At 32.2% G+C, this 17,419-nt stretch carries 17 protein-coding genes and 1 other RNA gene; 4 read left to right on the top strand and 14 right to left on the bottom strand.

The genetic code is table 11. The features are described from left to right. Positions 1-16: 16 nt before the first annotated feature. The 4 genes from brxA to ACY191_RS09180 are packed head-to-tail and all read right to left on the bottom strand — an operon-like array spanning position 17 to position 2,072. The gene (gene brxA / locus ACY191_RS09195; RefSeq protein WP_042738680.1) at positions 17-451 is read right to left on the bottom strand and encodes a bacilliredoxin BrxA; all 435 of its coding nucleotides are present in this window, start codon (positions 449-451) and stop codon (positions 17-19) included. 18 nt (positions 452-469) lie between these two features. Next, positions 470-1,591, bottom strand: a complete 1,122-nt coding sequence (locus ACY191_RS09190) for a conserved virulence factor C family protein (protein ID WP_042738679.1) — start codon at positions 1,589-1,591, stop codon at positions 470-472. 15 nt (positions 1,592-1,606) lie between these two features. Continuing rightward, positions 1,607-1,864: a NifU N-terminal domain-containing protein gene (locus ACY191_RS09185; protein ID WP_229367207.1), complete on the bottom strand. Its 258-nt coding sequence runs from the start codon at positions 1,862-1,864 to the stop codon at positions 1,607-1,609. A gap of 13 nt (positions 1,865-1,877) precedes the next feature. Further along, a complete protein-coding gene (locus ACY191_RS09180) occupies positions 1,878-2,072 on the bottom strand; it encodes a zinc-finger domain-containing protein (RefSeq protein WP_042738677.1) in 195 nt (64 codons plus the stop codon). Positions 2,073-2,327: 255 nt separating this feature from the next. Here ACY191_RS09180 and ACY191_RS09175 point away from each other — a divergent pair, with 255 nt between their 5' ends. Continuing rightward, positions 2,328-3,032, top strand: coding sequence for a queuosine precursor transporter (locus tag ACY191_RS09175; protein WP_229367208.1), 705 nt, complete (start codon positions 2,328-2,330; stop codon positions 3,030-3,032). Positions 3,033-3,363: 331 nt separating this feature from the next. On the opposite strand, the gene ACY191_RS09170 is transcribed toward ACY191_RS09175, so the two are convergent. Further along, entirely contained in the window at positions 3,364-3,918 is a 555-nt protein-coding gene (locus tag ACY191_RS09170; RefSeq protein WP_229367209.1) for an RBBP9/YdeN family alpha/beta hydrolase, read from the bottom strand. A 159-nt stretch (positions 3,919-4,077) separates the two neighbouring features. Here ACY191_RS09170 and ACY191_RS09165 point away from each other — a divergent pair, with 159 nt between their 5' ends. Further along, on the top strand, positions 4,078-4,482 hold the full coding sequence (locus ACY191_RS09165) for a ribonuclease HI family protein (protein WP_229367210.1): 405 nt from the start codon (positions 4,078-4,080) through the stop codon (positions 4,480-4,482). An 85-nt stretch (positions 4,483-4,567) separates the two neighbouring features. Here the strand turns inward: ACY191_RS09165 and ACY191_RS09160 are convergent, their stop codons facing one another. From ACY191_RS09160 to ACY191_RS09120, 9 genes are all read right to left on the bottom strand, one after another. After that, on the bottom strand, positions 4,568-5,449 hold the full coding sequence (locus tag ACY191_RS09160) for a 5'-3' exonuclease (protein WP_042738673.1): 882 nt from the start codon (positions 5,447-5,449) through the stop codon (positions 4,568-4,570). A 14-nt stretch (positions 5,450-5,463) separates the two neighbouring features. Continuing rightward, a complete protein-coding gene (locus ACY191_RS09155; RefSeq protein WP_229367211.1) occupies positions 5,464-8,910 on the bottom strand; it encodes a dynamin family protein in 3,447 nt (1,148 codons plus the stop codon). A 258-nt stretch (positions 8,911-9,168) separates the two neighbouring features. Then, entirely contained in the window at positions 9,169-9,801 is a 633-nt protein-coding gene (locus ACY191_RS09150) for an SDR family oxidoreductase (RefSeq protein WP_229367212.1), read from the bottom strand. Positions 9,802-10,120: 319 nt separating this feature from the next. Then, positions 10,121-11,026 carry an EamA family transporter RarD gene (gene rarD, locus ACY191_RS09145; protein WP_229367213.1) on the bottom strand — a complete coding sequence of 302 codons (906 nt, stop codon included), beginning with the start codon at positions 11,024-11,026 and terminating at the stop codon, positions 10,121-10,123. Between the two features lie 73 nt (positions 11,027-11,099). After that, complete coding sequence (locus tag ACY191_RS09140; RefSeq protein WP_229367214.1) at positions 11,100-12,221, bottom strand: THUMP domain-containing class I SAM-dependent RNA methyltransferase; 1,122 nt, start codon at positions 12,219-12,221, stop codon at positions 11,100-11,102. A gap of 173 nt (positions 12,222-12,394) precedes the next feature. After that, positions 12,395-12,777, bottom strand: an RNA gene (gene rnpB / locus ACY191_RS09135) — RNase P RNA component class B. 140 nt (positions 12,778-12,917) lie between these two features. Beyond that, a complete protein-coding gene (gpsB, locus tag ACY191_RS09130) occupies positions 12,918-13,274 on the bottom strand; it encodes a cell division regulator GpsB (protein WP_042738668.1) in 357 nt (118 codons plus the stop codon). A gap of 12 nt (positions 13,275-13,286) precedes the next feature. Further along, the gene (locus ACY191_RS09125; RefSeq protein WP_042738667.1) at positions 13,287-13,853 is read right to left on the bottom strand and encodes an SLOG family protein; all 567 of its coding nucleotides are present in this window, start codon (positions 13,851-13,853) and stop codon (positions 13,287-13,289) included. Next, the gene (locus tag ACY191_RS09120; protein ID WP_042738666.1) at positions 13,846-14,187 is read right to left on the bottom strand and encodes a DUF1798 family protein; all 342 of its coding nucleotides are present in this window, start codon (positions 14,185-14,187) and stop codon (positions 13,846-13,848) included. Before ACY191_RS09120 ends, ACY191_RS09125 begins: the two co-directional genes overlap by 8 nt. Positions 14,188-14,441: 254 nt before the next feature. On the opposite strand from ACY191_RS09120, the gene recU reads away from it, so the two are divergent. Beyond that, positions 14,442-15,068, top strand: coding sequence for a Holliday junction resolvase RecU (recU, locus tag ACY191_RS09115; protein ID WP_042738665.1), 627 nt, complete (start codon positions 14,442-14,444; stop codon positions 15,066-15,068). After that, the gene (locus tag ACY191_RS09110) at positions 15,065-17,338 is read left to right on the top strand and encodes a transglycosylase domain-containing protein (RefSeq protein WP_229367215.1); all 2,274 of its coding nucleotides are present in this window, start codon (positions 15,065-15,067) and stop codon (positions 17,336-17,338) included. The genes recU and ACY191_RS09110 overlap by 4 nt, the downstream gene beginning before the upstream one ends. The last annotated feature ends 81 nt before the right edge of the window (positions 17,339-17,419 follow it).

Genomic DNA, 17,419 nt, shown 5'->3' with positions numbered 1-17,419 from the left:
ATAATGTGATCGACAATTAACAATAATCGTCAAAAGCATCCTTAATATCCATACAGATATCTTGGATATCTCTACCTTCTATATGTTCACGTGGTATAAAATGCTTCAATTCTGTCCCTTTAAATAATGCATAAGATGGACTAGAAGGTACTTGTTGAATATAATCTCTCATTTCGGCAGTAGCCTCTTTATCTTGTCCAGCAAATACTGTAACTTTATGCGTAGGTTTTTTATCATTTTGTTCAGCTACAGTTACCGCTGCTGGTCTAGCTAAACCTGCAGCACAGCCACATGTTGAATTAATAACAACAAATGTTGTTTCATCTTCTTTAACTTTACCCATAAAGTCTTTAACGGCTTCTGCACTTTCTAAACTTTTGAAATCTCTACCCGTCAATTCTGTACGCATTTGCGTAGCTAGCTCATTCATATATGCTTCGTATGCATTCATGTATAACAACTCCTATAATTAACTGTTTTTATTTCGATTAGCGATTTGTTTCCACACTGAACCCAGTGCTTCGTCTCCATTTTCAATACGAGATATTGCCATTTCTATTTGTAATTTAACCTCATAAGCTGGATCATTTGCATGTGCCTTCAAAGCAGGTAATTGCTCCTGATTTCCTTCGTCAAATATAAACATTGCAGCACGCCAACGGACAATTTTTTGAGGATCATCAAGTGCATTTTCCATTTCTGGCAAGGCCTTTTTAAATCCTAAATCACTAAGGCAATCACCCGCAGTACGTCTTACAGCTGGACTCTTATCATTTAATCCTTTATATAAATAAGGTAATACTGCTTCATCCTCAATCATACCAAGAAGTACTACTGCTTCACGACGCAGTGGAATTTTAGTCTCATTTAATGCTTCCCCTAATAATGGGAAATCTGTTTTCGTTGGTGTAGGAAATGATTTTAACATTCTTAACTTATCTTTCCAATCTTTTGCAGATTGATAAGTTTCTAATGTCACATGCTGATATGACTTTTCTGGTATAACCACATCTGTTGCTAGTGCTTCCTCGACTAGTTGTTTTAAGGTCGATTCTGGGTAAACTGCAGTAATTTCTTCAAAAACTTCTGCCATAACCTCATCTAATTCGCCATATCTGACACCTAAGTCTTCCCATTTTCTTAAAAAGACAATGTTATCTTCATCTTTTTGAGCAGCTAACATACTGTCAACAAAGATTTCAGGTAGTTGCTTTCTTTTTTCTTCTGTATTAGTCGTCAACTTAATTTGATATGGTATGCCTTTAAATTTTAATACTTCTGTTTTCACTTCACCGAAATGTTCGTCAGGAACAGCTTCGTTTGCAGTTGCTGCTTCATCTTCTTTCAGTGTTGCTGTAACTTGAGGTAACACTTCTTCCCAATCAAATTTTGGCTTCTTGTCTACAGCTAAAAAGTCCATGACGTGGAAGATAGATTTGACACCTTCAATTGCTAAAATGTCATTGATGAAATGAGGTTGTCCATCCTGTATAGAAGTATACGTATTAGATTTATTATCTTGCCTTTTTTCATTTAACACAATTTTCATGGTATTAGGACTTGGTGTAGGTTCTACGCGAACTATTTCCATAAAGGTACCTCCTTTTTACGCTTCTACTAAAGTTTCTGTGATTTTAGGAATAATCGTATCCCAGTCAGATTCGTCACTTTTATTAATAGCTAAGAAATCCATGACATAAAAAATTGAAGTAACCTCTTCAATTGCTAACAGTGCGTTAATAAATGCTGGTTGATCTTCTTTCACAGCATTATAAGTATTTGATTGATTACCTTCTCTAGCTTCATTTAAAACAACCTTAATTGTATTAGGGCTTGGTGTTTGTTCTATTCCTTTGATATCCAATATAACTGCCTCCTTATTGTAATTCGTTTCCTAATTGTTTAATTTGTTTGCCTATCGAACATTCATTTATACAAAAATGATGTGCTTGTGTTTTACCTTCTGTTTTTCTCTTATGACTCTTTAATAAGCATTGATTACAATAAGTGTTCATGAGGTAATCGATTGCATCAATCGCTTCTTTTTCTGAATAAGTTAAAATATTTGTCACGCTCCTATTTTTGAAAATTAACAAAGATATATGTTATGTGTAATTATCTTTATTAAGTATAGGTCACTTGTTCGTATTATATCATTTGTAACTACAATTGTTTAATATAAAAACTGTATTGGCTAAAGTTGAAAAAATTAGATATTTTTATTATTTTCAGGGGGTTGCAATTTTATAATATTTTGGTAAAATAAATCAGTTGTTTAATAGCGGTTTCTAAATACCCGCATCATCAAAATTTAGGAGGATTTTAAATTGTTTAATGAATTATTTGGTGTTTTCACCTTTGTTGTAACGTTTTTATTATTAGTGATTATGTATAGAATGTTTGGCAAACAAGGCTTAATTGCATGGATTGCAATTGGTACAATTATTGCTAATATTCAAGTGCTTAAAACAGTTGACTTATTTTCAATTTCAGCAACTTTAGGTAATGTAATGTTTGCTTCTATTTATTTGGCCACGGATATTTTAAATGATATTTATGGTCGGAAAGTAGCAAAACGTGCTGTATGGATTGGGTTTAGTTCTACTTTAGTGATGATTATTGTGATGCAAATGTCGCTTCATTTTATTCCGTCTTCTATTGATACGTCTCAACATGCACTAGCTACAATCTTCAATGTCGTGCCACGTATTGCACTTGGATCAGTCATTGCTTATATTATTGGTCAACATTTAGATGTATTTATTTTTTCAATGATTAAAAAAGTTTTTAGTTCGGATAAAACGTTTATTGTAAGGGCATATGGTAGTACAATTATTAGTAATATTATTGATACTGCATTATTTGTAGCGATTGCATTTATCGGTTCAATGCCGAATGGTGCTGTCTTTGAAATCTTTATTACGACGTATTTATTAAAGGTAATTTCAACGATTTTTAATGTTCCTTTTGGATACTGGGCGAAATCTATGTATCGTAAAGGTAAGATACAAAAATTAGATGAAGGATATTAAATATGTTTTGAATCTAAGTTTTGAATTAATAAGTGAAATGTATATTTTTGAGTGAGCCTAAAATGACTTTAGGTTCACTTTTTTATTTGTAAAAATTTTTAAATGATTTGGGCATGGTTTCCACGGTCCCCACTTCAGCATGTAGTCTTCAGTAAGTGCTAATCCCGTAAGAATCTGCCCAAAATTTTGAAAATATAATATACATGCTTAAGTTTATTATATGAGTAGACCTTTCTATACCAACTAGTCACTTATCAATTGAAGCTCCATAGTCATTTATAAAGAAGTTCTAATATAACCTAACCACTTTCTTTATTAGTATTTAGACATTTCACAGTGTTTTAGATATCAAATTATATAATTCACTAAATGTTTCGTAACCTTCATTTCCTAAAAAGTGTCCGTTATGTTGAATTGTATAAGTATCGATGTTGAATGCATTTGATAATTGTTCAGATGATTTTATATTTACAACTGGATCTTGATTTGCAGCTATAGAATAAATATGGCTTGCTTGTATATTTTCAGGCGTCACTTTACATTGTTGAATATAGTTATCAAGTTCTGGAATATTATTTAATGTCTGAATAAATCCTGAAACTAAAAATAATCCTTTTATTTTTGGCATTTGATTTAGCTTTGATAAATAATTCAAGGTAGTAATAACACCTAGACTATGAGCTACAATTATAGTTTGACTATTAAGTTTATTATCTAAATTATCTTTTAATGCTTGTTCCCATTGTTTAAAATCTGGATTTTTACTATTGGGTAAATAGACGATTTGTGTCTTATAGCTATACTTTGCCATTTTGTCTGCTAACCATTGGAACCAATGACTATTTGTGCTTGCTTGGTAGCCGTGAATTATAAATAGTTGTTTCATAAACAACCTCTCCTTAATCCCGAGTGTTTTAGTAAAGTTTATTATTTGTAATTTATAATACGAAACATGTTGTATATTAACAAGTAATTTGTTTCAAAAATATAGTATAACAACATAGCGTTTGGTAAGATAGAATAAATATAATTTGTAGGTGAAGTTATGGCAAAAATATTTTTCGATGCAGCTACAGCCGGTAATCCAGGGCAAAGTGTAGGCGCTGTGGTCATCATTACTGAAGAACAAAGATATCACTATACCATTGATTTAGGGTTAATGGATAACCATACTGCAGAATGGGCAGGATTAGTATTTGCATTAGAACAAGCGCAAGCAATAGATATAAAGACTGCTTTGGTTTATACAGATTCTAAATTAATAGAAGATACATTAAATAAGGGACAAGTAAAAAATGAAAAATTTAAACCTTATTTTAAACAAGTGCTTAAAATGGAACATGAATTTGATTTATTATTTGTCAAATGGATACCAAGAGCGCAAAATAAGGAAGCAAACCATCATGCGCAAAATGCCTTGTATAAACTTACTAAAGGTAATAAGAATTAATCATTAATTTACAATATTGATAAACATAATAAAACACGTATCGTAAAGATTAAAAACCTGAACGATACGTGTTTTAATTTTATTGTTAATTAAAGTGAGTTGTTAAATATTTTCTTGAAACGAACAATTCGTGTTCATTACAAATGTTTAAAATTTTAGTGATATCTGTTGCAAATTTCATATCATTTAACAAGCTTGAAGCATTTAAAGGTACCTGAGTATGAATTTCTGCAAGGGATTTTGAAAGTTTTAAATTATCCATATCAGTTTCTATTTTTTTACGTTGGCCAGGAGTCAGTTCATCTAATGCATGGATAACGGACTCTACTGAACCATGATTTTGTATGAGTTTAATGGCAGTCTTTTCTCCGATACCTTTAACTCCAGGATAACCATCTGCTGTATCACCCATAAAGGCTTTAACATCGATCAATTGCTTTGGATCTAAACCATATTCTGATTGGAAGCGATCTAGTGTGTATCGATTATATATATTAAAGCCCTTTTTAGTTAACCATATTTCAACGTTAGGATTAATACACTGTAAAATATCTCTATCGCCTGTAATTACATAAATTTGATGTTCGTCAGAATATGCTTGTGCTAATGTACCGATTACATCGTCGGCTTCATAATTTTGGACACCTATATTTACAAAACCAAATTGGTTTGATACTTCTTTAACAAAATCAAATTGTGGAATAAGTTCTTCAGGTGGCGCAGGTCTATTTTGTTTATATCCATCGTACATTTCATTTCGAAACGTTGCCTTCCCCATATCCCAACACACTGCTACATGAGATGGATCAATTTCGTTAATCGCTGTAAACACGTGTCTAACAAAACCTTGAACACCATTTGTAGGCATACCTGTTGATGTACGCATAAATTGATTGTGTAAGCTTGTCGCATAAAAGTGACGGAATAAAAGCGCCATTCCATCAATGAGTAATATTTTGTTTGTCATTAAATAAATCCTCTCTATACTTTCAATATTTCTCGTAAAGTTTTATTTGTCTCTTCAAGTTGCTGAATTAATTGATTATCTAAATCGAAAGCAAGTAACGATTTAATTTGCTGATGTAAATCCGCTTCTATCGCATGACAATGTTGATCAACTTGTGATTGTAGTGAACTAACGATGTCGTTTAATGCTTTTCTTAAATCAGCAATACCAGAACTTAGGAATTCCATAGTAGTAGTATTGATTTGTTCTTGAATTTCACTTTGTGTTTTCGGCTGTAGAATATTCTTTTTCGTCAGTGACTTTGGTAATGCCTTAACAAATGAATCTAAATCAATTTTAAGTAATGGTTCGTTTAATGATTCATCAATATCTTTAAAGTCTGGTTCAAAAAACACGTGGACTTGTTCAAGTTTCTGCTTTAATGGTGCGATTTCCATTAATAATTGTTCTACAAAATACTTTTTGATTCTTTCGACTAGCAATGATTGTTCTAAATACAAACGTTGATGAATCTGATCTAAATAGGTTTTTGTTGAAATACGTTTTTCTGCTGAAAAATCACTGTTTTTTGTCATTTGACCATTATAAACTGATTTGACTTCATCAAGCAATTGAATTTTTAAACGTTCACTCAAGTGATAAATTTGGTCCTCTACCTCATTAGCAGTTCGTTGTTCTGCTGGTTGTAGTAAAGATTGTGAAATGATTTGAGTTTGATCATATTGAGTTAATTTCTTTTTACGTTGAGCGATTTGTGATTGATTATGTTTGGATTCTTCAATCATATCGTCGAAGGCGTTTGAAATATGTTCAAGTTGACCAAGCATTTGCTTTTGTAATATGCCTTTTGATTCTACCTGAGCAAAATGGACAATGCTATCACGTAATTTATCAATTCCTGTATCTCCTGATTTTAGTGCTGCACGGCTTGAAACGGCAAATATATCCGATTTCATATTCACTTGTTCTAATGCATCGCCAACATATTCAATTACAGCATTCAAATCTTCTTCAGATTCTGCTAAATCAGTTGCGTTAATAATCATTTTAAATGCTTGGTTTTCATTTAATTGATTCATGTCTTTCATATGTTCAATGAAACGTTTGTCATTATCAGTAAAGGAATGGTTGAAATAGCTGACATATAATATTAAATCAGATGATGTAAGTATTTTTTCAGTTTCATTCGTGTGTCGTTGATTATTAGAATGTAAACCTAATGAATCAACGATAATCTTATCTTTAAGCCATTCTAAAGGCAATTTAAGATGGACAGTATTAACGAATGTGGCATATTCATCTTCAGCACTCCATTTTTTAATATCTTCAGGTTCAACCGTGTGAACTAAGCCTGAATCAATCATATCTTGATACATTGTATAGTGTTTTTCAACTGCTTTTACAAAGGCTAATTTATTTTTTTCAAGATGAACTGTTAATTTTGAAATATTTTGTGATAAAAATGCCGTAATACTCTCGAAAGATTTATTTTCTATTTCAAATACTTGATTTAATTCGTTGAGTAGCTGTTCGGGTTCCTTTAATGTTATCTGACTTTCAGTACCATATGACAATTCAGTCATTGCCGCAGTAGTTGGATTTGGTGAACTGACTAAATATTGATCACCAAGTAAAGCGTTAATCAAACTACTTTTACCTGCACTAAACGTTCCGAATACACCTATTTTTATTATTTTATTATCAAGGCGTCTTAATGTCTCATTAATATCTTTCTTAGTTTGTTCAAATAATGGAATATCATTAATTAAATTTAACCCTTTTTGGATTTGTTCAGTATAATCATTTGTGACTATCTCAGTATTTTGATGTTGTGTTAACGTTGTTTTAGTCGTTTCTTGGTTATGTTTAGGACTATAATCTATTTCTGTACGATCGATCAGTTTATCAAGTGAATCGTCGATATGGATGTAATAGTGCATATAATTTTCAGTTTGCAATGACTCTCTAAGATTTCTGAAGTCCATAAAGCGTTGGTAATCGTTATAATCATCTTCCTCTTCAATGCCTATATCATTCGCTTTAGAATGTTGGATAGCCTTTTTAAATAATGGATTTGAAGCATTCACTATATATTTTTTAATTGCTTTCATTAAATCATCTGAAAATGTTAGTACATATTGATTGCTAATACTAATTTGCTGTTGATATAAATCAGTAATCAGTTCAGGTTTGATTTCATAATGTTGATTTAAAATATCATTATTAATTTCGGCCGAGTTAATAAATCTAGTTAAGAATGACATATCGCTTCGAAGCGGTTGACGAATTTCTTGATTCACTTTTTCTTGTAGTTGTTGCACCACAAGATTGAGCCTTTCATTCTGTTCGGCAAGTGTTTTATTTTTTCGGTTGAAGATACCTCCAACTTTAAAATCCTTAGTACGACTTTCTAAATAGTGTCGAATTGTTTCACGTGTGTCGTGTGTCATGACATAAGCATTTTCTAATATATCTTTACGTTTTTGTTCTAAATAATTAAATAAACGATCGGGATTATTTAATAACTTTGCTTCTTCGCTTACCTCACGATGTTGTTGAAATTTCAAATAAGCATGGTCGAAATCCGCTTCATAAATATCCAATTTATCTAATAAATCATTTATTTCATATTGTATATATGATAATTGCTCATCGGTAATAAATTTGACGATACGTTCCACATAGTCATTGATTGTTTCTCTATGATTATCCTTTTCTACAAGATAACTTGATAAATCTTCAATTTCATTGTGTTCGTGTTTGAACTTTGAAACATAGAAGATACGATCCAAATTAATTTCCCATTCAGCAATGGAATTTTCTACGCGAGATTTAAAGGTATCAAATGATATTTCATCTTCGTTATGTTTATCAATTTGATTAATTACAAAAACAACTGGTACATTGGCTTGGTTTAGTCGTTTCATAAATTGGAAGTTTAATGCGGATTGAACGTGATTATAGTCTACTGTATAAAATAATACATTGCTGGTATACATAAATTCTTCTGTACTTGATTGATGAGTTGCGACATTAGAATCAACACCTGGTGTATCTTGCAAGGTAAATCCATTATTGAATTTAGGAGAATTATATTTTATCTCTACAGATTCTACATCGAAATTTTCACGGTTCATTTGCTTTACTTCATCATAATTATCTAATTGCGTATATTGTTTATTACTTAAATTGGCAATAATACCATTTTCATCTGTAACAGTAACAATCGCGGTATTACTTGTAGTTGGTACAGGTGAACTCGGTAATATATTTTCTTCAAACAATAAATTAATTAACGTTGACTTACCTGCTGAGAAATGGCCAACAAAAGTAGCAGTATATTGTTCTAAGTATACTTTTTTAATTACTTGATTAATGATATGTACGAGTCGTGCATTGTTTGATTTTTCAACTTCTTTTTTTAATTTATATAAAATATCTAGTTGCTCAGTGTTAGACATCATATTATCCCCTTTGTTACATATATGTAATTATTCTTATTGTATAACAAAATAACAATTGTCAAAAGTAAGTTAATTAAAATACCTGACTAAAATCAAAGATGAAAGTATTCTAAATTCTACATTGTTAAGTGTGTATTGGTGCTACTGAATTAAATTGTGCTAATGCATCATAAAAAAACCACCCTTGAAGCGGATGGTTTATAAAATAACATTATTTGGATTACCCTAATAGACATATAGCTTAATTGTTGAATCCTAAATGTTAGGGATTTGATTATCAGTATTTGGTTTGCTTATTCCAATGTTTTCTTTAAAATATAGTTCAGGATTTTTGGCGATATTAACGGCAACTGCAGCAACACTTTTTCTAGACACTTCTGTACCTTTAAATGGTTCTGCCCTTGTTGAGATTTCATAATCAATCTCATTTTTTTCAGTTAACCATGCAGGTCGGAATATCGTATAATCCAAATTAGAAGCTTCAATGATATCTGCTGCCTTTCTGTAGGTACTCAATTGGTCACCAATTTGTGTTTTAATCCATTGACCAAATTCTCCTGGCACTTCATCATAAATACCAAGCGCAGTGACAAATATCAAACGTTTGACTTGTTTATCTTCCATTGCCTTTACAATGGTTTCCGCTTCTTTATCTAATTCTCCTGATAAACTTGCGAATACGATATCTACATCTTCTAATGCACGACTCACATCATCTAGGTTCGTCGCGTCACCTTCCCTAACTCTAATACGGTCTGATGCAAAATCAGGTAATCTGTTAGCATCTCTTAAAAATAATCGTAAGGTATATGATGTATTTTCTAAAAATGAATTAATAGCTGCTTTAGAAACTGCACCATTTGCACCTAATATTAATACTCTTGTCATGTAATCACTCCTATAAATCGTTATTAATTAATATATAGATGTATACTTTTATACTTTGTTTTAGGCTGTATCTCGGTTAACGTTTAATTTAACTTTGCCTCGCTTATGTCTCACAATACTACAGTTATCCCGTTTATTCTAACAATAAACTCAATGTTTACTTAAACATTATAAGAATTTAAAAAAATCTTTATATTATAGATTATTATTGCACTAATTGATGAATTTGACTATAAAATAAAAAAATCTCTAACACAATACCGCAACATAAAATATATGGTGTCAGTGTGATTAGAGATTTAATAAATCATAAATGAAGTTAATTTATAATTGGATTTTTATCTTTTTTGATTTTGAAATATTGTGAGATGCTATATACGATAATGCCAATCCATATAAAAATGAAAGTGATGAGTTGATCAATATTGAACGGTTCTTTAAATAAAAAGACGCCGAGTACAAACATGATCGTAGGTCCAATATATTGTATAAATCCAGTTAATGATAATGGAATACGTCTAGCTCCTGCTGAAAATAGAATGAGTGGCACTGCAGTGACTGCACCAGATAATAGTAACCAGAATGAAGATACATTGTAACCGAAAGTCAAGCCTCCTTGTTGCCAAACATACCAAATATATATCAGTCCTGCAGGCGCAGTTACAATACATTCAATAGTGATACTACTTATCGCATCAAGTGGAACGAGTTTTTTAATCAAGCCATAGATGCCAAATGAACCTGCTAGTAATAATGAAATACCAGGAAAAACACCCATTTTTAATGTCATATATAATACGCCTATGACCGCTAATGCAATGGCCAACCATTCAGCTTTATTAAACCGTTCCTTTAAAAAGATTAGAGCTAATAATATGCTGACTAAAGGATTGATATAATAACCTAAACTAGATTGTAGTACATGTCCATTGGTCACTGCCCAGATAAATGTACCCCAATTGATAGTTATGACATATCCGGCAGCAATAATTGCGATCAGTTGAATGGGTTGTTTTATTAATTGTTGCACGTCTTTGATAAATGGCCCTGTCTTGTTACTGATGATTACGATAAAAACCATAAATATCATTGAAAAGATGATTCTAAAGGCTAGTATTTCAAAAGCACCTATATTTTGAATTAATTCCCAATATATTGGCAATATTCCCCATAAGATATAGGCACCGAATGCAAAAATGACTCCTTTTTTAAATTCACTATTCAAATCGTGCACCTCCTTTAAAGTGTTTTATAATATGAAGTGCTCATTTTTCGGTTATCGAACGTTTGTTCTATATTTAGCGTTGGCCCCAATATTGATAATAAGTACATTCGATATAACCATTAAATAACTTTCTACGTTTTGTAGCTTTTCTATTAGTTAAGTGCTCAAATTCAGAATTACTAGTAAGTACATACGCAGATAAACGTGCATGTTGATGTAACAATTTACCGATATAACGATACATTTTTTCAACCTCATCACGATCACCGATACGTTCACCATATGGTGGGTTACCAATTAACGCAACAGGTTCATTTGTATCAATCGTTAATGTATTAACATCTTTTACGCTGAAATTGATAATGTCAGCAAGACCAACTTCTTCAGCATTACGTTTTGCGATTTCAATCATTTCAGGATCAATATCTGAAGCATAAATTTCAATTTCTCTATCATAATTTGCTTGTTGATCTGCTTCGTCTCGCATTTCGTTAAATAAATTATCTGGCATGATATCCCAGGTTTCAGAAACAAAATCTCTGTTGAATCCTGGAGCGATATTCTGAGCAATTAGACTTGCTTCAATTGCAATTGTACCTGAACCACAGAAAGGATCGATTAATGGTGTATCACCAGTCCAGTTTGCTAAACGGATTAAGCTTGCAGCTAATGTTTCTTTAATTGGTGCTTCACCTTGTGCTAAACGGTAACCACGTTTATTTAAACCTGAACCTGAAGTATCAATCGTTAATAAAGCTTCGTCTTTAAGGATAGCAACTTCAACTGGATATTTTGCACCTGTTTCATTTAACCAACCTCTTTCCTCGTAAGCTCGCTTTAAGCGTTCTACAATTGCTTTTTTAACTATAGCTTGACAATCTGGCACACTATAAAGTGTTGACTTAACACTACGGCCTTGCACTGGGAAATTACCATTTTGCTCAATAATGGCTTCCCATGGTAAAGATTTTGTTTTTTCAAATAGTTCGTCGAATGTAGTCGCTTTAAATTGACCAACTACAATTTTGATTCTATCTGCAGTTCTTAACCATAGGTTACATTTAACAATTGCAGTTTCATCACCTTCGAAATATATTCTGCCATTTTCTACAGTTGTGTCGTAACCGAGTTCTTGTATTTCTTTTGCAACAACTGCTTCCAATCCCATTGGACATACGGCTAATAATTGGTACATAGTTTGTCTCCTTCGCTTTTATGATTATGTAAGTATTTTATCAAAACTTTATTTAAATAGATATGCTGTAAGTTTATGAACTTTGTAAATATCTAATATTAATATGGATAGTTTTACATTTAACAATGAAAAAAGCTCTCCGAAATGGGAGAGCTTGGGTCTAGTGATGATATTTCTATAAGCCATGTTTTGTACCTTTGTACTGCCAACGTGTACTAGTAACACTCGTACGCAGGTGGTAACCATCTGTCTACATACCTTTAATTTAAAAGGTATGCCTTAATTATACGTTGAATTCCGCTAAAAAAGTGCTCCTACCTAATTTGGATTGCTCACTCGAGGGGTTTACCGCGTTCCACCCTTTATATTTCTATAAAAGCTACGTCACTGTGGCACTTTCAAACTATTCTAGCCATATCTTTGAAGACTTAGGCTATTTCGTTGCCGTCAATTTAATGCCTTGACTTATTGTTTCGTCAAGCACGAACACTACAATCATCTCAGATTGTGTGAGCATGGACTTTCCTCTATATTGCTATAGCGATTACCCGAAACACCATCTTTAAAAGTATATCATTATTTAACTTTTGAAACAAATAAAAATAAGACAAGTTTTAAATTTATTTAAAACTTGTCTTTATGTAGATAGTACCTTATCCACCTTTGGGCATATATTTCTAACAATTATGCTTTGCCTTATTTACCAAACACAGCTTTTTCTAAATTAGAAATACGTTTTAAAATATCTACATTATTACCGCTATTGTTGGCACTCTTACTTGCATTACTATTGTTTGAAGAGAAATTTTTATTTTCTTGTGGTCTCGATGTTGCTACACGTAATCTCAACTCTTCAAGTTCTTTTTTAAGTTTATTATTTTCTTCTGAAAGTTTAACGACTTCACTATCTAAGTCTGCCATTTTTTGATAATCTGCTATGATATCGTCTAAGAAGGCATCTACTTCTTCTCTTCTATAACCACGAGTCATAGTTTTTTCAAAATCCTTTTCATAAATATCTTTTGCTGATAATTTTAATGAAACATCTGACATTATTTTTCCACCTCATTCAAAACTTTGTTCTTGAGACCACTGTAAATCGTTGATAAATTCAGTTAATTCATCGAACGTAACAATGTCACAAGTATAGTTTGTTTCTTCCATAAAATCAACTAACATCTGCTTAAAGAATTTTGGGCTTGCTTCTTGTTCCTCATCATAAATTAACAGCGTCAAATCGGTATGATCTAGCATAAATCGATCTGTTTGTTTAAATTGATGAGGCCCTTCATATGATGAATGAAACACACTATCTACATAATCAGCTTGTTGCTGGATTGTATTATACTTTAATTGATTTTGCTCGTTCCATCTATCGCTATGCCCATAAAATGGAGTTATAATACCAAGTTTTAACTCCGGGAATGTAGTTTTTAATTCAAGTACTACCTCTGCTGTCCATAATTCTATACCCATCTGTCCTTGTATTAATACCCACTCTAATCCTTCTTCAATCAACTGAATTAATTTATGTTTGATAAATTGCTTTAAATAATTGATTTCTGGCGCATCGTCTTTGAATATATTCAATTCATAAGATTTATATCCTGTTACATAAATGGTCTTAATCATATTTCCACTCATTTCTCAGTATATAAGCTAAATCATATTGTACTGCTTTAATTTTTTCAGTGAAAAGTTTCCTACTTGTACGTTTAAAATGACACTCGACAGACAATGCCTCGATATTTGAAATAAGTAGGTCGAACTTTCTTTTATTCATATATTGTAATGATAGAATTTGAGTCTCAAATGAACGCAATTTAGAAAGTGATTTATCAATTTTCTCTGTGAATGGTATGACCTCTGTATAAAAATCATAATCCGTATTACTTTCTTTTACTAACTCATATTTATCTTGCATGTATTGCACTTCATTTAAAAGCTGAGTAATTAATTGTTGCATGAGGTTTCCTCCTACACAACAAATTTACCACAAATGCCGTGATGCGTCATTTCTAAAGCGATGTCAAAGTTTAAATACTTAAAATTAATATCTATTTTCTAATATTGTATATTTAAAAGAAGCACGTTAAAATATATATGATGTATTTTTGTAATTAAATTTACATCCTTTCTTATAGTATAGTTTGGAAAAATAAAGCAAAGTCAGTTATAATGGAAAAGGTTTTTCATAACCAAATTAGAGTGGTGAAAAAAATGAATTATCCTAATGGAAAGCCATTTAATAGAAATAAGCCTCAAGTCGGACGCGCTTTTTCTAACAAATCAAGTAATATAGACTATGGTGGCAGAGGTATGTCCTTGGAAAAGGATATCGAACTGTCGAACACTTATTATTTAAACCATGGCATGGCTGTTATACATAAAAAGCCTACCCCCGTACAAATAGTAAATGTTCACTACCCCATGAGAAGTAAAGCCGTAATCAATGAAGCTTATTTCCGAACACCTTCAACCACTGACTATAATGGCATTTACAATGGCCGTTATCTAGATTTTGAAGCAAAAGAAACTAAAAATAAAACGTCGTTTCCTTTAAATAATATGCATGAGCATCAAGTTGTACATATGGATGCATGTTATAAGCAAAATGGAATCGTTTTTTTATTAATCCGCTTCAAAACATTAGATGAAGTTTATTTGCTTCCCTATGTTAAATTCAAATATTTTTGGGAAAGACATATGAGTGAGGTGAAAAAGTCAATTACGGTTGAAGAAATTAGAAAAAATGGTTACTATATTCCTTATCAGTATCAACCACGATTGAATTACATCAAAGCAGTTGATAAGTTGATATTAGATGAAAGTGAGGACCGCGTATGACGGAGAAGAAAAGGACTTCCCAATCCAATAGTAATGGAGAGTCCGAACAAAAAAAGAATAGGAATATTAAGAGAACGATTATTAAGATATTCGGCTTTCTTATCATTGCCTTTATCGTTTTAGCATTAATCGGTATTTTACTATTTGCGTATTATGCTTGGAAAGCACCAGCATTTACGGAATCTAAATTACAAGATCCGATACCAGCAAAAATTTACGATAAAAATGGTGATCTCGTAAAAACGTTGGACAATGGTCAACGTAGAGAACATGTCGATTTAGACAAAGTACCAACCAAAATGAAAGAAGCTGTTTTAGCTACAGAGGATAATCGATTCTATGATCATGGTGCACTAGATTATAAACGTCTATTTGGTGCTGTTGCGAAGAACTTTACAGGTGGATTTGGATCACAAGGTGCTTCGACTTTAACACAACAAGTTGTTAAGCGTTCATTCTTAACTGACCAAAAATCTATTGCTCGTAAAGCTCAAGAAGCATACTTATCATATCGTTTAGAACAAGAGTACAGTAAAGATGAAATATTCCAAATGTACTTGAATAAGATTTATTATTCAGATGGTGTCTACGGTGTGAAAGCTGCTGCTAAATATTACTTCAACAAAGACTTGAAAGATTTAAATTTAGCAGAAGAAGCATACTTAGCAGGTCTACCTCAGGTGCCAAACACTTATAATATCTATGACAATCCTAAACAAGCGGAATCACGTAAAGATACAGTACTTTATCTAATGGAATACCACCATAGAATTACTAAGAAGCAAAAAGAAGAAGCACAAAAAACTTCTCTTCAAGATAACTTAGTAAAACGAACAAATAAAGAACGACAAGTAAGTGAAAATGATTCAAACAAAGAATACGATTCTTACTTAACGTTTGTTAAATCAGAATTAATGAACAACAAAGAATTTAAAGACAAAGATTTAGCATCTGTTTTAAATAGTGGTATTAAGATTTATACAAACATGGATAAAAACGTTCAACAAACTTTACAAGACCGTGTAGATAATGGTAGTTATTATAAGAACGAAGACCAACAAGTTGGTTCTTCAATTGTTGACAGTGAAACTGGTGGTTTAGTTGCGATTTCTGGCGGTAGAAATTATCGAGATATCCAAGATCGTAACCAAGCAACAGATGCTCACCCTACTGGTTCATCACTGAAACCATTCTTAGCATATGGTCCTGCAATAGAAAATATGCAATGGGCAACAAATCACGCTATCCAAGATGAATCTTCATATCAAGTCGATGGTGTAACGTTTAAAAACTATGATACAAAGAGTCATGGTACAGTGAAACTTTATGATGCATTACGTGAAAGTTTCAACATTCCAGCACTTAAAGCTTGGCAATCTACTAAAGAAAATGCCGGCAATGATGCACCTAAGAAATTTGCTAAAAAAGTAGGACTTGATTATCAAAGTGATATCGGACCTTCTGAAGTATTAGGTGGATCAGCATCAGAATTCTCACCTACTCAATTAGCTTCAGCATATGCTGCAGTTGCTAACGGTGGAGAATATAACAATGCACACTCTATTAAGAAAGTCGTTAAGCAAGACGGTGAAACAATTAAATATGAACACACGAGTCATAAAGCGATGAAAGACTATACAGCGTATATGTTAGCGGAAGTATTAAAAGGTACATTCGAAGCATATGGTTCTGCTTATGGTCATGGAGTATCAGGTGTTAACTTAGCCGCTAAAACTGGTACAGGTACGTATGGTGAACAAACTTATCAACAATACGGCTTACCAGATGATGCTGCGAAAGATGTTTGGATTAACGGTTTCACGCCTAAATACAGTATGTCTGTATGGATGGGCTTCAAATCAGTTAAACAAGGTGGCGTAAATTCATTCGTCGGTCACGATGAACAAGAATACCCACAATATCTATTAGAAGATGTTATGTCTGATATCTCGCCTAAAGATGGTAAGGACTTTACTAAACCAGATTCAGTTAATGGCAGTGATAAAGATGATTTATCTGTAGCTGGACACCCAGATGATAACACAACGAGCCAAAAACCAAATGGTCAAGGTAGTAGTTCTTCATCAAGCTCTAGTAGCAGTGAATCAAGCAGTAGTTCTGATAGCAGTACTTCAAATAGTGGTTCAACAAGTAGTTCAACAAGTAGTTCTCAATCAAGTCAAAGCTCTGGAAGCAATTCTTCTAGTGGTAATGCATTGACTAAGCTATTCAACTTGAACGCAATATTTGATATTAGAAAATCATCATAAGATGAATTTAACCCCCGAGTTCCTATTTTAGGAAATCGGGGGTTTTTTTCTTGTAGAAAAAAACCATATGCTTAGCATATG

It is taken from the genome of Staphylococcus sp. TCBT05 (assembly GCF_055179755.1).
The sequence above is the reverse complement of the archived record's forward strand: the minus strand, read 5'-3'. Positions and strand labels throughout refer to the sequence as shown.

Excerpts from the sequence above, each read along its gene's own strand:
- ACY191_RS09140 (WP_229367214.1), bottom strand. The coding sequence starts at position 12,221 with ATGTACCAATTATTAGCCGTATGTCCAATGGGATTGGAAGCAGTTGTT.
- ACY191_RS09125 (WP_042738667.1), bottom strand. The coding sequence starts at position 13,853 with ATGATTAAGACCATTTATGTAACAGGATATAAATCTTATGAATTGAAT.
- gpsB (WP_042738668.1), bottom strand. The coding sequence starts at position 13,274 with ATGTCAGATGTTTCATTAAAATTATCAGCAAAAGATATTTATGAAAAG.
- ACY191_RS09120 (WP_042738666.1), bottom strand. The coding sequence starts at position 14,187 with ATGCAACAATTAATTACTCAGCTTTTAAATGAAGTGCAATACATGCAA.
- ACY191_RS09150 (WP_229367212.1), bottom strand. The coding sequence starts at position 9,801 with ATGACAAGAGTATTAATATTAGGTGCAAATGGTGCAGTTTCTAAAGCA.
- ACY191_RS09170 (WP_229367209.1), bottom strand. The coding sequence starts at position 3,918 with ATGAAACAACTATTTATAATTCACGGCTACCAAGCAAGCACAAATAGT.
- ACY191_RS09190 (WP_042738679.1), bottom strand. The coding sequence starts at position 1,591 with ATGGAAATAGTTCGCGTAGAACCTACACCAAGTCCTAATACCATGAAA.
- ACY191_RS09160 (WP_042738673.1), bottom strand. The coding sequence starts at position 5,449 with ATGACAAACAAAATATTACTCATTGATGGAATGGCGCTTTTATTCCGT.
- ACY191_RS09155 (WP_229367211.1), bottom strand. The coding sequence starts at position 8,910 with ATGTCTAACACTGAGCAACTAGATATTTTATATAAATTAAAAAAAGAA.
- recU (WP_042738665.1), top strand. The coding sequence starts at position 14,442 with ATGAATTATCCTAATGGAAAGCCATTTAATAGAAATAAGCCTCAAGTC.
- brxA (WP_042738680.1), bottom strand. The coding sequence starts at position 451 with ATGAATGCATACGAAGCATATATGAATGAGCTAGCTACGCAAATGCGT.
- ACY191_RS09110 (WP_229367215.1), top strand. The coding sequence starts at position 15,065 with ATGACGGAGAAGAAAAGGACTTCCCAATCCAATAGTAATGGAGAGTCC.
- ACY191_RS09165 (WP_229367210.1), top strand. The coding sequence starts at position 4,078 with ATGGCAAAAATATTTTTCGATGCAGCTACAGCCGGTAATCCAGGGCAA.